This window comes from Dyella sp. NPDC103356 (assembly GCF_055584465.1).
The window spans coordinates 84926-99926 of record NZ_JBVJLZ010000006.1 but is presented as its reverse complement, the minus strand read 5'-3'; the positions used below and the strand labels follow the sequence as shown (position 1 = coordinate 99926).

The window sequence follows — 15001 nt, the reverse complement described above, 5'->3', positions numbered from 1 at the left end:
CGAGGCATATCGGTCGCTGACTATCGGGCTAGGGCAAGTTCGACATGTCGTGCATGCTTGCCGGCATCATGTTGTTGTTCAAATGATACATGATCCATATCGAGCCACTTAAGGTGATCACCACCAGCACCAGGGTGAAGATCAACGCAAGCATGTTCCAGCCACCTTCCGATTTGGCGTTCATATGCAGGAAGTAGATCATGTGCACCACGATCTGCACGGCAGCCAGGCCAAGCACGACCAGTGCCGTGGTGCTCGATTTAGCCAGGCCGCCGCTCATCACCAGCCAGAACGGTATGGCCGTGAGAATCACTGCAAGCACGAATCCGGTCAGGTAACCCTTGAGCGTGCTGTGCGCGGCTTCGTCTTCATGATGCTCATGACCATGGCCGGTCACCTCGGTCGGTGCGCTCATGGCAGCACTCCCATCAGATAGACAAAGCTGAAGACCCCGACCCACACGACGTCGAGAAAATGCCAGAACATCGACAGGCACATCAGGCGTCGCCGGTTCGCTTCGATCAAGCCCTTTTTCGATACCTGCACCATCAAGGTGATCAGCCAGATGATGCCGCAGGTAACGTGCAGGCCATGCGTGCCGACCAGCGTGAAGAACGACGACAGGAACGCGCTACGCTGCGGGCCGGCACCGATATGGATGAGGTGCGCGAATTCCTTTAGCTCGAAGAAGATAAAGCCGGCACCGAGCAGGCCGGTGATGGCCAGCCAGATCAGCGTGCCGCTTTGACGTTTGCGCTGCATTTCCAGCACGGCAAAGCCGTAGGTGATCGACGAGAGCAGGAGCAGCGACGTATTGAGCGCAACCACCGGGAGCTCGAACACCTCGCGTCCCGTTGGGCCGCCGCCGTAGCTGCGCCCCAGCACGCCGTAGACCGCGAACAGGCAGGCGAAGATGAGGCAGTCGCTCATCAGGTAAATCCAGAACCCGAGCAGGGTGCCGTTCTGAGGATGGTAGTCCTCGGCAACCTGGAAGCTCAGGGGCGAGCCCGGTGTTCCGGCGGGTAACAGTGTGGTCTCAGACATGGCTGGCTAACTGCTCCGTGCGAAGCGCTTCGACGCGCGCGACCTCATCGGCCGGGATGTGATAGTCGCGGTCATAGTTGAACGTATGCCCGATGGCGACTACCAGCAGTGCCACGAAGGTCACGATAACGAGCAGCCACATTTGCCAGATCAGTGCGAAGCCAAGCACCGTGCTCAGGCCGGCCAGAATGATTCCTGCGCCGGTGTTCTTCGGCATATGGATCGGCAGAAAGCCTTGCAAGGGGCGGCGGTAGCCCATGTGCTTCATCTGCCACCAGGCATCGGTATCGTGGATTTGCGGCGTGAAAGCGAAGTTGTATGCCGGCGGTGGTGACGACGTCGACCATTCAAGCGTGCGTCCCTGCCACGGATCGCCCGTGAGATCGCGCAACGATTCGCGTCGCCGGATACTCACGATCAACTGCACGATCATGCTGAAGATACCGAGCAAGATCAGAAAGGCGCCGAAGGCGGCAATCTGGAACCAGATCTGTAGCGACGGGTCTTCGAAATGGCTGAGGCGTCGCGTCACGCCCATCAGTCCAAGCACATACAACGGCGTAAAGGCGACCCAGAAACCTATCAGCCATAGCCAGAACGCGCATTTGCCCCAGAACGGATCCAGCCGGAAGCCGGTGGCCTTGGGAAACCAATAGTTGATACCGGCAAACAGGCCGAACAGCACGCCGCCGATAATCACGTTATGGAAATGTGCGACCAGGAACAGGCTGTTGTGCAATGAGAAATCCGCCGGTGGCACGGCGAGCATCACGCCGGTCATGCCGCCGATGACGAAGGTCACCATGAAGCCGACGGTCCAGAGCATCGGCACGTCGAAGCGAATGCGCCCGCGATACATGGTGAACAGCCAGTTGAATACCTTCGCACCGGTTGGTATCGAGATGATCATCGTGGTGATGCCGAAGAATGAATTGACGCTGGCACCCGAGCCCATGGTGAAAAAGTGATGCAGCCAGACCAGATAGGACAGCACCGTGATCACGACCGTGGCATAGACCATGGACGTGTAACCGAACAGGCGCTTTCCGCTGAAGGTGGAGGTGACTTCGGAGAACACGCCGAAGGCCGGAAGCACCAGGATATAGACCTCCGGATGGCCCCAGATCCAGATCAGGTTGACGTACATCATGGCGTTGCCGCCAAGGTCGTAGGTAAAGAAGTTGGTGCCGACGTAACGGTCCAGCGCGAGCAGGGCGAGCACGGCAGTCAGTACGGGAAACGCGGCGACGATCAGCACGTTGGTGCACAGCGCAGTCCAGGTGAAGATCGGCATCTTCATCAGGTTCATGCCGGGCGCGCGCATCTTGACGATCGTCACCAATAGATTGATGCCGGATAACAAAGTCCCCACGCCAGCGATCTGCAACGCCCAGATGTAGTAATCCACCCCGACATCCGGGCTTTGCGCGATGCCCGACAGCGGTGGATAAGCCAGCCAGCCCGTGCGTGCAAATTCGCCCACGAACAGCGACATCATCACCAGGATGGCGCCGCCGGTGCTCATCCAGAAGCTGAAATTGTTGAGGAAGGGGAACGCCACGTCGCGCGCACCGATCTGCAGCGGCACGACAAAGTTCATCAGGCCCGTGATCAGCGGCATGGCCACGAAGAAGATCATGATCACGCCATGCGCAGTGAAGATCTGATCGTAGTGATGCGGTGGCAGGTAGCCGACCGAATGGCCGAACGATATCGCCTGCTGGATACGCATCAAGACGGCGTCGGAGAAACCGCGCAGCAACATGATCAATCCCAGCACCATGTACATGATGCCGATCTTCTTGTGGTCGATGCTGGTGAACCATTCGCGCCAGAGATATCCCCACAGGCGGTTGTAGGTGATGAGGCCGAGCACGGCCACGGCGCCGATCGCCACGGCAATAAAGGTCCACAGCAGGATCGGCTCGTGCAGCGGGATGGCATCCCAGGTCAGGCGGCCGAAAATCATTCGAGTCATGTCGGGATGGTCAAGCATCGCGGCTCATCCTGCGCAAAGATTCAACAACGTGCAGGCTCATTGGGCGGCTCCCGGTGCATCCATCCGATGTTCGTCGCCGGACTTGCCGGACTGGCGCATCTCGCCCATGTGCGCCATGTCGCTTACGCACTGGCGCTGAGGTTCGGTACAGAGATTCAGGATGGCGTCGTAGAGGCCCGGGGCCACGCTTGCGTAACGCCGGACGGGATCGTTGGTGCTGGGTTTGGCCAGCGCGTTATAGCTCTCGCGATCGAGCTTGTCGCCGGATTGTCTTGCCTGCGCCACCCATTGGTCGAATGCGTCGGCGCTCAAGCTGTGAAACGCAAAGCGCATATAGGAGAAGCCGGCTCCGCTGTAGTTGGCCGAGAAACCTTCGAACTGCCCCTGCTTGTTCATCACGGCGTGGAGCTGTGTTTCCATGCCCGGCATCGCGTAGATCTGTCCGGCAAGGGCAGGGACGAAAAATGAATTCATCATGGTCGACGAGGTGATCTTGAATTCGATCGGCCGGTCGACCGGTGCGGCCATTTCATTGACGGTGGCGATGCCCTGCTCGGGATAGATGAACAGCCACTTCCAGTCGAGCGCGACGACATCGACGACCAGCGGCTTCACTTCTGCGGGGATCGGCCGCCCGGCGGAGAGGCGATCCAGCGAGCGATATGGGTCGAGCTTGTGCGTGCTGACCCAGGTCAGTGCGCCCAGGGCGATGATGATCAATAGCGGAGCCGACCAGATCAGCAGCTCCAGCATGACGGAATGATCCCACTCCGGGGCGTACGTGGCTTTGGCCGAGGCTCGGTAGCGCCAGGCGAAGAACAGGGTAAGCGCGATCACCGGGACGATGATGATCAACATCAACACCAGCGCGTTGATGATCAGGTTGCGCTGCTGGAGCGCCACATCGCCCGAGGGGGACATCAAGACCGTGCTGCAGCCCGCCAGCATGACGAGGGCAACGGGAAGCAGTCCGCGAAAAGGTTTCAAGGACATGGCCGGCAACGCATCCCTAGAAAGATCCCGTGTCGAACGTTACGCGATCGAATGTGCACAAGACATAGGACACAATGTCCCATGGCGGTAGTAGCATGCATACCAGATGCTACTACCGGGAACGGTTTTTTGTAGCCCCGTTTGAGTCGAATGGGAGAGGCGTGCCATGTCGAGCAATTTTGGCGATCCGCAAGATCTTTCCGCGGGAAACGAGCGTCACGATGCTCACGTCGCCGTCACGCCGGGTGAGATAGCGATCGGCGTGGTTATCGGCCGTGCCTCGGAGTACTTCGACTTTTTCGTGTTCGGCATCGCTGCGGTGCTGGTGTTTCCGACGGTATTTTTTCCATTCGAAAGCACACTGACCGGTATTCTGTATTCCTTTACGGTGTTTCCCCTCGCGTTTATCGCGCGGCCGCTGGGCACGACCATCTTCATGGCGGTGCAGCGGCGCTGGGATCGCAGCACCAAACTGACCGCGGCACTTTTTTTGCTTGGTACCGCGACGGCGGGCATGTCGTTCCTGCCCGGTTATCACCAGATTGGTGCCTGGTCGATCGGCTTGCTGGCGTTTTTCCGTTTTCTGCAAGGCATCGCACTTGGTGGTTCATGGGATGGCTTGCCTTCGCTGCTCGCGTTAAGCGCGCCGCCGCAAAAACGCGGTTGGTACGCCATGCTGGGACAGACCGGTGCACCGATCGGCTTTGTCATCGCCAGCTCGCTGTTCCTTTATCTGCATACACATCTGTCAGTCGACGATTTTGCCGATTGGGGTTGGCGGTATCCGTTCTTTGTCGCTTTCGCCATCAATGTGGTTGCGCTGTTCGCGCGTTTGCGCCTGGTCGCTACCGAGGAATATTCCCAGTTGCTCGAAGAACGGGAGCTGGAGCCGATCGGCACTATCGAGTTGCTGAGAGGGCAGGGTTATAACCTTTTCCTTGGTGCCTTCGCTGCACTGGCCAGCTATGCGCTGTTCCATCTGGTGACGGTGTTTCCATTGTCGTGGATCTCGTTGGGTACGGAACAGTCCGTGGATCAGGTGTTGACGATCCAGATCGTCGGTGGCGCTCTGGGGATTGTCGGCACCATCGCTTCGGGCTTCATCGCCGATCGGATTGGTCGTCGTAATACGCTTGGTGCGCTGGCTTGTCTGATTGGTGTCTTCAGTCTTTTTGCGCCCTGGTTGCTGGGTGGCGGGCGGGCGGCGCAGGACGCGTTTATTCTCGTTGGCTTTGCCTTGTTGGGGCTTTCGTACGGGCAGGCTGCGGGTACCGTGACGTCCAACTTTGCACCGAAGTTTCGTTATACCGGGGCGGCGCTTACTACCGACATGGCATGGTTGATCGGGGCGGCGTTTGCGCCGTTGGTTGCGCTTGGGCTTTCGTCCAGGTTTGGGTTGGTGGCGGTGAGTGTTTATTTGCTTTCGGGTGTGGGGTGTACGTTGATTGCGTTGCGGGTTAATCGGGCGTTGGAGACGCGTGGCTGAGCTGTAGTGAATTTGGATTCTCGACATCCTTCCTACATCGTCATTCCGGCGTAGGCCGGAACCCAGTGGCGTGGCGGTCTCGTTCTTGCCTATGTGCTTTCGCGACCTGGCCGCTTACGCAGCGGGCGTTGAGGGATAAAACCGTTCGTGCCGCCTACTCGAACCGAGTGGGGACACTTCAGGCGCTTCTGAGGTACGCCGGATTTGTGCGCGAGGCGTCGTGGCACTGAGGACTTAATGCGCGCTGGATGCTCGCCACAGTCTTCCTACCCCTCATCGTCATTCCGGCGAAGGCCGGAATCCATTCCTCAGCGTTTCCGTTTTCGAAATGTCCTCTGACGAGCGAGAGACCGAGGAATAGATGACCAGCTTCGCTGTTGAAAAGCGCTTCCGGCCTTCGCCGGAATGACGGATAGGTGGAATGAGGTGAGATGTGCGACTGCGCTCTTACTTACTCCTCACTCCTCTCCACTCACTCCTCGCAATACTTCTTCGCAGCAAAAATATTGCGCTGCAAAAATATTGCGCCGCCGCAATACCACCGCTCCATGCCGCAGTTCTCATTTGTCCTACAAATAATTCTTGACAGGGTAAGTCGCGCGGGCCTAGTTTAATTTGTACTACAAATATACTTTCTACGGGGCGTGGGGACGCTTCGGTGAAAGCCCGCCTGTGGCCGTTTAATACCTAAAGGACGAATTCTTCGATGAATGTCTCTGTATGGGCGCCTCGCGATCCGAACGTAGTTACTCCCGCTGTACGCAGCCGCAGCCTCTCCCTGCGGCGTGCTGTCAGTTCTCTTTTTCCACGTTGCGCATTGGCGCTTGGCTTGTTCGGCGTTGCCGCGATGGCGAGCGCGCAAGTCAATGGCGTTGCGCATAAGCCTTATCTCGGCTGGAGCAGTTTCAGCCAGCAGACGCTCGACTCGAATTACCTGACCCAGGCCAACATGATCACGCAGTCCGACGCGCTGCTGTCATCGGGTTTGCAGGCGCACGGCTTCGACTACATCAATATGGATTCGGGGTGGCAGGGGAGTTTTGATGCCAATGGTCGGCCGACGCCCAATCTGACGATTTTCCCGGATATCAAAGGGCTGATCGATCATATCCACCAGAACGGACAGAAGGCCGGTATCTACTGGATTCCCGGTGTCGAAGAGCCGGCGGTGCTGGCGAATTCGCCAATTCTCGGTACGTCGTATCACATCCAGGACATCCTGGCGGTGCCTTATACCGCCGGCAATGCATTCGGTGGCCCGGGTACGTCGCCGTATCACTACAAGATCGATTTCAGCAAGCCCGGCGCGCAGGAGTACATCGATTCGGTCGTTGCCTTGTTTGCGTCCTGGGGTGTGGATTTCATCAAGCTCGACGGCGTTACGCCGGGCTCGTATAGCGACAACCTGAGCATCAACAACCTCGATGACGTCGCAGCATGGTCCAAGGCAATCGCCAAGACAGGACGGCCGATCTGGATGACGGTGTCATGGCAGGTCGATCAGGACTATCTGAGCACGTGGCAACAGTTTTCCAATGCACGCCGTATCGATGACGACGTCGAGTGCGAAGGCCGTTGCGCGACATTGACGGACTGGCCGCGCATCTACAAACGCTTCCGCGATATTCCCGGCTGGGAGCACGCAACCAATGCGACGCTGGGATGGAACGATCTGGATTCGCTCGATGTCGGCGATGGCACGCTCGACGGTCTGACCAAGGATGAAAAGCGCTCGGCGGTGACGCTATGGGCGATGGCCAATGCGCCGATGTATCTGGGTGGCGATCTGACCAAGATCGACGATTTCGGCAAACGCCTGATGACCAACGACGAGGTGCTTGCCGTTGACCAATCCGGCAAGCCGGCCACTCAGGTACGGGGTGGCGATCAGCAGGTATGGGTTTCCGATCTCGGTCACGGCGACTACTACGTTGCCTTGTTCAATATGAATGCGATACCGGCGGTGGTCGAGTTGCCGTGGAACGAACTCGGCATCAATGGCGCCTGGCGTGTACGCGACTTGTGGGCGCATACCGAACTCGGTAGTTCATGGCGTTCGTTCTCGACCCGACTGGAAGGGCACGGCGTGCGCCTGCTGAAGATCTCGGCGACCGGGCATGCCGCATCGACACCCAGCACCAGCTATGAAGCCGAATCGGCGACGCTGGCCGGATCGGCGGGTGTGGCCAGTTGCAGCGGTTGTTCCGGCGGCAGCAAGGTCGGTGGTCTTGGCCTCGGTGCGGGCAACACCGTTACCTTCAACAATGTTTATGTGAGTCATGCCGGCGTCTACCTGATGCAGATCGACTCGTTGACGTTGAGTCTGCGTTCGTCGCTGTACAAGGTGAATAACGGTCCATTCCAGACCTTCAACTCCGGTGGCGGCAGTTTCCAGATTCCATCGGCAAGCACGGTGCCGGTTTGCCTGAAAGCCGGTTACAACAGCATCCAGTTCGGCAATCCGACCAGCTATCCGCCGGATATGGATCGCATCGTGATCAGCGGCGATGGTCATGCGCCGCTGCCGGCAGCCACCGTGTATGAGGCCGAGGCGGCCAGCTTGGGCGGTACGGTGACCGCGGGCTTCAGCAACTACGCATCGGGTCTTTCCAAGGCGGGCAACATCGGCAACGGTGCCGCCAACAGCGTGACTTTCACCAATGTGACTGTCCCGGTATCCGGCGTCTATCAGCTGGAGATCGACTATATGACGAGCGGACAGCGCACGTTCTTCGTCACGGTCAACGGTGGCCAGGCGCGGCAGCTGGATCTGAACGGAAGTACGTTCGACGATCCTGTGCCGACGATCATCAGCGTGCCGCTCAAGGCCGGCACCAACACGATCCAGATTGGCAACCCCAATGCAGGTGGGTATGCACCCGATCTTGATCGCATCGTAGTGGCACCCGGTGCGGGTTTGGTCGGCGTCAGTACCCAGACTTGCCCCGGTAGCAAGTAGTTGCTGCTCGTTATTTTCCAAGAGAGTGCTGATGCGTAACGAAGAGCAGCAAGCGTGCCTGGATGAAGAACATGTCGATCTGATCGCCCGGCGCCGGTTCTTGAAAATGACCGGCGCCATGATGGCCACGCTGCCCTGGCTTGGCCTGCCCAGGTTCGCCCAGAGCCGCCCTGTACAACGCCCCGCCGGCCCCTTGCCGGCGGGTGCTTCAAAGCACGCGCTTTGGTATCGCACGCCGGCAGCGGAGTCGAACTTATTGCGCGAAGGCTTGCCGATCGGTAATGGACGTCTCGGTGCCTTGGTTGGTGGCGACCCTGCGCTGAACTGTCTGTACCTCACCGACGCATCGATGTGGCTGGGCAAGCGCGATGTCGTGCTGGGCGACGACGGCCAGTTTGATTACACCCCGGAGCACTTCGGCAGCCTGGTGATGCTGGCCAAGTTGTATCTGGTGGTGGAAGGACATGAGGCCGCGAACATCACCGAGTATCGTCGCGAGCTGGACCTGGGCCAGGGATGCATTCGCGTTTCGTACCGAAAGGACGGTGTCGCGTACATGTCCGAAATCTTTGCCAGCTATCCGGATGACATGATTGCCATCCATCTGTCGCAAGCTGGCGGTGGCATCTACAACGGTGCCGTCGAGTTGTTCGGAATGCACGGTGATATCTCGCGTGCGGAAGCCGGCAGCGCAAGCTGCCATTTTGAAGGGACCCTGGATAATGGGCTCAAGTACGCTTCGAACATAAAGGCTTTTGCATCGTCCGGCACCGTGACGGCCGACGCCAAGGGTCTTCACTTTGCCAACTGCGAAGCGCTCACGGTCGTCTTTTGCGGCGGTACCAATTACACGCTGGAGGTGGCCAAGGGCTATATGGATGCCTCGCTCGATCCATTGAAGCTGTCGATCCAGAAAACCGAAGTTGCCGCGCGGCAGACGCCGTCCACGCTGCTGCACACGCACGTAGCCGATTATCGTGCCTTGTTCGACACGATGCGTGTCGATCTGGGTGCATCGACGAAAGCGCAATGCGAGATGGACTCGTGGGAGCGTCTGCAGGCGCGGGCAGCAGCAGGTTCGCCTGCCGATCCGGAACTGGAAGCCTCCTATCTGCAGTTCGGGCGTTATCTGACGATCGCCGGCTCGCGCGACAGTTTGCCGACCGGCTTGCAAGGCCTCTGGATAAACGACAACTCGCCACCCTGGATGGCCGACTATCACAGCGATATCAATATCCAGATGAACTACTGGCTACCCGACCGCGCGGGCCTGCCTTCGTGCTTCGATGCATTGACCCACTATTGCCTCAGCCAGGTCGCCTCCTGGACGGCGTCAACGCGTCAACACTTCAACGATCCGCGTAACGTGTTTCGCAACAGCTCGGGCAAGATCGCCGGCTGGACGATGGGCATTTCCACCAATATCTATGGCGGTGGCGGCTGGCGGTGGCACCCGGCCGGGAACGCGTGGCTGTGCAACAACCTGTGGCAGCACTATCAGTACACCCAGGATCGCGCCTATCTAGCGCGGATTTATTCGCTGCTCAAGGGCGCCTGCGAGTTTTGGGAGGCGCGGTTGTTGACCACTACCGTGACAGATCCGAAAACAGGTGTCGCGCGCGAGGTCCTGATCGACGACGCCGACTGGTCGCCGGAGCAGGGGCCGTTGGATACCAAGGGGAACACCTATTCGCAGGAGTGGGTCTGGGATCTGTTCGAGAACTATCGCCAGGCAAGTGCGCTATTGGGCAAGGACGCGGGCTATGCCGCATCGATAGCGCAGCTGCAGGCGCGTTTGTATCTGCCTGTGGTCAGTCCCAGGAATGGCTGGCTGGAGGAGTGGATGAGTCCGGACAATCTCGGTGAGCCAGGGCATCGGCATCTGTCGCCGCTGGTGGGCTTCTTTCCTGGCGATCGCATTCGTACCGACACCAGCCCACCCGACGTGATCGAAGGCGTTACCAAACTACTCGAAGACCGACGCACGGGCGGTTATGGCTGGGCCTGTGCCTGGCGTGCGATGTGCTGGGCACGTCTGGGCGAGCCGGAAAAGGCCTATCAATTGTTGCTTACCAATCTGTCGCCATCGACGAACCATAGCAACGGCACGGCGCAGAACTTCTTCGACATGTACAAGCTGACCGATGGCAGCGATGCGTTCCAGATCGACGCCAACTTCGGCACGCCCACCGCCATGCTGGAAATGCTGATGAATTCGCGCCCCGGCCTGATCGAGCTGTTGCCGGCACTGCCCAAGGCATGGGCGGCCTCGGGTAGCGTGACGGGCGTGGGCGCGCGCGGCGGCTTTCAGGTCGACCTGTCCTGGAAGCTTGGCAAGATCGCGTCGGTCACGCTGCGAAGCGTCGGTGGCAAACAGACACGTTTGAAATGCGGCGACTGGACGAAGACGATTGCGCTTCGCCCCGGTACGTCGATCACTATCGAGCCAAAAACATGATGCTTACGATCAAAGCGATGACTCGGACTGCACTAACGGTGTTGTTGGTAGCCGCTGTCGATGTTGCGTCTGCGGCGCCGCAGGCTGATCAACGGATAGCGGTCTGGGCCCCCAGCATGACGGCCGGTGGCGCCGCCTTCAACGACAACACCGTGCGGATGGTCGCGCATCCCAGTGCGGGCGGGTCGCAAGTGCGCATCCGTTTGTCGAACCTGCGCGGTACCAGTCCCCTGAATATCGGTGAAGCAACGGTCGCCCTGCAGGCGCGCGATGCCGTGGCGGTGGCCGGATCCGTACATAAGGTGACGGTATCGCACGCAGGCAGCTTTATCATTCCTGCCGGCCAGGAGCGGTGGAGCGATCCGATTCCGATGCAGGTCGCGGCAGAGCAGAACGTGTTGGTCAGCCTCTACCTGCCAGGGCAAACCGGTGCGACGTCCTGGCATTCCGATGCCTTCGATACGACCTATATCGCTTCGCAGAATCATGCCGGCGAGGTTGCTGCGTCCGCATACACAACCTCGAAGACATCCTGGTACGTATTGTCCGGCGTCGATGTCGCTTCGGATGGCGAGGGTACGGTGGTCGCGTTTGGCGATTCGATTACCGATGGCTACGACACGCCGAAAAGCGCTTACGCCCGTTGGCCCGATTTTCTCGCGCGCAGGCTGGCCAAGGCTCATCGCCACGTGGGTGTGGTCGATGCCGGCATTGGCGGCAATCGCGTATTGACCGATGCACCTGTCAGTCAGGGCATCAGCGCAATTCAACGGTTTGGCCATGACGCGCTTGCCTTGCCGCAGGTACGAACCGTGATCCTGATGGAGGGCATCAACGATATTGGCAACCATGCCGGTGTCGGTGGTAGCACACTCACGGCGGAGCAGTTGATCGGCGGTTACCGCGAGCTCATCAAGCAGGCGCATGCGGCTGGCATTCGCATTATCGGTGGCACCATGCTGCCTTACCGAGGCGCCGGGTATTACACCGAGGCCGGTGAGGCGATTCGCCGGGCGGGCAATCGTTGGATCCGCGAGAGCGGCGAGTTCGATGGGGTAGTGGACTTCGATCGCGCGTTGCGTGATCCGTCGAATCCCGCGGTATTAAACGCGAGCTACGATTCGGGTGATCATCTGCATCCTAATGCACAGGGTATGCAGGCGATGGCCAGCGCGGTCGATCTCAACCTGCTGCGACAGTCTCGGGATAAAGCGCAGCATTGATAGTTTTCGCCATCTGTTGTGCGAGCGCGGCGTAGCTGGCCGCGCGGAGAACGCGCGCGCGCTTGGGTGCCTGGGCCAACAGATCGATTTTTTCATCGCCTTGCGCCGTCACTCGATAGGCGAACAGGCACGCGCGCGGCGCATCCAGGAAAATGCGCATTTCCACGACGAAAAATGTTTCGTGCTCCACTTCGGAATCCGGCTGCACGAAGATCGACAGCATCCGTCCACCCGTACGGCGCAATGAGCGCATGCTTTCTTCCAGTTCGATCACCAGATGGTGACCGTCCGGCACATCGAGGCTGTGGAACAGCACGCTGTCGAGCTCCGAGACCGCCTTGCGAACCTCGTTTTCGATGCGGCCAAGAAAGCCCACCCGCAATTCGCTGCGTGTGTAATGCAAGGGCATGGTCGCCACCTGTACCTGGCCCTTGTGCACGATGGTCGAGTGATTGATGCGCTGGAGCGTCAGCCCGGAGGCTTCATAGCTTTGCCCCGCGTTGCGCCCGCTGATGCAGGCCAGGGCGGACCATGCGGCTTTGAGGTAATCCAGATTCGGTGCGGAATTCAGCATGCCTGTCTCGCTTGAGTGGTTCCACCGTGCGGTATGAAGCCCCTGGGATGGGGACTTCGTGCCGGCTCAAGACAGGTTATCGGCAGGGTGCTGGGGAACTTCAACGCGGGAAAAAGAAAGGGCCGCCCAGGGGCGGCCCTCCACGGCAGGTGTTACGGATGTTTCAGGGCGTGACCAGGGCATTGATGAATGCCGGTCCAATCGGGCTGCCCCAACCGGTCACCAGATCGAACCCGGCGACGGCCTTGAAGCCCGTGCCACTACCAGCGGCTGGCTTGTTGCTGCCACTGGTGATGTCATGGAACAGGCTGTGATAGCTGGAGCTCAGCGCCAGCTGGTAAAGCTTCGGATTGACGAAGCCGACCGTGCCATTGCCTGCGGCCACCGACTGCTGATTGGCCAGCGCAAGCAGGCCGGCCCAACGCGGGGCGGCGTAGCTGGTTCCGGCCACACCGGTTTCCACCGAACCCTGGCTGACGGTGACGTTGTCGAAGTCCGCTTCCAGCGAGATATCCGGATCGTTGCGCAGCGTGGTCGAGCCCTTGTTGGTCGAGGTGATCACGCCGGCCGTGCTCTGGTACGACGGAATCGAATAGCCGGCCGGCTTGTAGAAGCCGCCGCCGCTGGCACCGTAGAGCCCTTCGAAGGTGTCGCCCCAGCCGGTCTCCGAGACCCATGCGCCGCCCGCGCCGCTGGTGGTCAGCGAGGTGCCACCCACATCCAGGATGTTCGGGTCCAGTGACGGTGGGTCGAACGTCTGTGCGTTGTACGCACCGTCGTCACCGCTGGCATTGAGATAGGTCTGGCCCTGGGTGGCGAACTGCTTGTAGATCGGATCGTCCGCGCTGCCAAAGTCGCCGCCGCCCCAGGAGCTGGTAATCACCTTGGCGGTATTGTCGGTCGCCATCTGGTTGAGCACGTCGGTGGCGCTATCGCCTTCATAGAACAGCACCTGCTTGAGGCCTGGCGCCATGCCGACGACGTTGCCGATATCCAGCACCTGCTCGCCGTCGTCGCAGCGCGAATTGCAGGTACCGCTGAAGCCGTTCACCAGAACATTCTTGACCGGTACGGTCGAGGGGGTGCCGGTCTGGCTGTAGAACAGCGTCAGGTCCGCGGCCTTGTAACCTTCGAAGGAGAACACCGCAACGACCTGGCCGGCGCCGTTCAACGAGCCGGAGCCGTAATAGGCCTTGCGGATATCGGTCGGTGTGTAGTTGCCGGACGGACCGGAGCCTTCGGCATGCGCCAGCGCCTTGATCTGCTGGCTGATCGTGCCGCGACGCATGTGGTTGTGCGGCAGGCTGACATTGGTCAGGCCGGTGATCTTCAGAAGCGGCACGCCGAGATCCACGGTCGGCTCGCGATCGGGTGCAAAGAAGTTCCGGTTCTCGGTCGGATGCCGATAATTGCTGAGCTTGATGTGCAGTGCGCGGTTGATCGTATCGACCGGCGCCTCGACGTCCACCAGTCGGCGATTCGATACCGTGCTGGTGACATTGAAGCCATTCACCTTGGCCCAGCCGACGACGGCATCATAATCGGCTTGAGTGGGTGCGAAACGCTCGGTGAATTCTTCCGAGGTCAGATAATGATGATAATTCGGGCTGCTCGGGTCGTAGATCGACTGAATCAGGCTGTCGAGTTCGGCTTCATTGCGCAGCGGCAAATTCAGCGCGAGTTTCAATGACTGAGTGCTCGGCGCATCGCTTACGCGTGCTGCCAGACCGGTACTGACGGCATCGGGTACCTGCGCCCGCATGATGCGATAAATACCGGCATCGGCGGCCTGCGCGTTGAGGCCACAAATAAATGCGCTGGCGAAAATAAAGGCGGGAGCGATTGCGCGGACGCTGGATTTGCCGTTCGGCTTGCGAAAGGGGACGAACTTCATAAGCGTGTTTCTCCAGTAGGTGGGATTATCTATCTGACCTCTTATGGAAAACTCATCGTGCATCCTTGCGAAAATCGCGATGCCTGAAGTTGAATGGCATCGTTTGATATAGACGAGTCGCGATAGAAAATGCCCACCATCTAATGCTCATGTTTTTTTTGTCACCCGATAAATTGTGACGAGGCGATCATATTCGGCGGTTGAATCGTCGATTGCGATATTCAAAAAAAGAAGTCGCAAGCTCTATGCAAGCTTGCGACTCTCGAGATATTGACGAACGCTTCACGCAAGTTCTTTCTGCGCTATCGATGCGCCATAAAAGGAAGCTCGATAACCTCAGTTTTCCCTATCGTCATCCCGGCGTAGGCCGG

10 protein-coding genes are annotated in these 15001 nt (G+C 59.3%); 4 read left to right on the top strand and 6 right to left on the bottom strand.

Annotated elements, in window-relative coordinates; all coding sequences use genetic code 11:
• Positions 1–28 precede the first annotated feature (28 nt).
• The 4 genes from cyoD to cyoA form a co-directional block, all read right to left on the bottom strand.
• On the bottom strand, positions 29–415 hold the full coding sequence (cyoD, locus tag ACZ6WW_RS14975) for a cytochrome o ubiquinol oxidase subunit IV (protein ID WP_281849003.1): 387 nt from the start codon (positions 413–415) through the stop codon (positions 29–31).
• A complete protein-coding gene (gene cyoC, locus ACZ6WW_RS14970; RefSeq protein WP_281849002.1) occupies positions 412–1044 on the bottom strand; it encodes a cytochrome o ubiquinol oxidase subunit III in 633 nt (210 codons plus the stop codon). Before cyoC ends, cyoD begins: the two co-directional genes overlap by 4 nt.
• Positions 1037–3010 carry a cytochrome o ubiquinol oxidase subunit I gene (gene cyoB / locus ACZ6WW_RS14965; RefSeq protein ID WP_465275173.1) on the bottom strand — a complete coding sequence of 658 codons (1974 nt, stop codon included), beginning with the start codon at positions 3008–3010 and terminating at the stop codon, positions 1037–1039. The genes cyoC and cyoB overlap by 8 nt, the downstream gene beginning before the upstream one ends.
• A 69-nt stretch (positions 3011–3079) precedes the next feature.
• Positions 3080–4036 (bottom strand): ubiquinol oxidase subunit II, encoded by a 957-nt coding sequence (gene cyoA, locus ACZ6WW_RS14960; RefSeq protein WP_465274916.1) that lies wholly within the window; start codon positions 4034–4036, stop codon positions 3080–3082.
• Between the two features lie 166 nt (positions 4037–4202).
• Between cyoA and ACZ6WW_RS14955 the strand changes: the two genes are divergently transcribed.
• From ACZ6WW_RS14955 to ACZ6WW_RS14940, 4 genes are all read left to right on the top strand, one after another.
• Positions 4203–5522 (top strand): MFS transporter, encoded by a 1320-nt coding sequence (locus ACZ6WW_RS14955; RefSeq protein WP_465274915.1) that lies wholly within the window; start codon positions 4203–4205, stop codon positions 5520–5522.
• A gap of 706 nt (positions 5523–6228) precedes the next feature.
• Complete coding sequence (locus ACZ6WW_RS14950; protein ID WP_465274914.1) at positions 6229–8481, top strand: alpha-galactosidase D; 2253 nt, start codon at positions 6229–6231, stop codon at positions 8479–8481.
• Positions 8482–8512: 31 nt separating this feature from the next.
• A complete protein-coding gene (locus ACZ6WW_RS14945; RefSeq protein ID WP_465274913.1) occupies positions 8513–10939 on the top strand; it encodes a glycosyl hydrolase family 95 catalytic domain-containing protein in 2427 nt (808 codons plus the stop codon).
• Positions 10936–12162, top strand: a complete 1227-nt coding sequence (locus ACZ6WW_RS14940; protein ID WP_465274912.1) for an SGNH/GDSL hydrolase family protein — start codon at positions 10936–10938, stop codon at positions 12160–12162. The genes ACZ6WW_RS14945 and ACZ6WW_RS14940 overlap by 4 nt, the downstream gene beginning before the upstream one ends.
• Here ACZ6WW_RS14940 and ACZ6WW_RS14935 read toward each other — a convergent pair.
• Positions 12122–12736 (bottom strand): hypothetical protein, encoded by a 615-nt coding sequence (locus ACZ6WW_RS14935; protein WP_465274911.1) that lies wholly within the window; start codon positions 12734–12736, stop codon positions 12122–12124. The genes ACZ6WW_RS14940 and ACZ6WW_RS14935 overlap by 41 nt on opposite strands.
• Before the next feature lie 163 nt (positions 12737–12899).
• Positions 12900–14630, bottom strand: coding sequence for a S53 family peptidase (locus ACZ6WW_RS14930; RefSeq protein ID WP_465274910.1), 1731 nt, complete (start codon positions 14628–14630; stop codon positions 12900–12902).
• Positions 14631–15001: the final 371 nt, after the last annotated feature.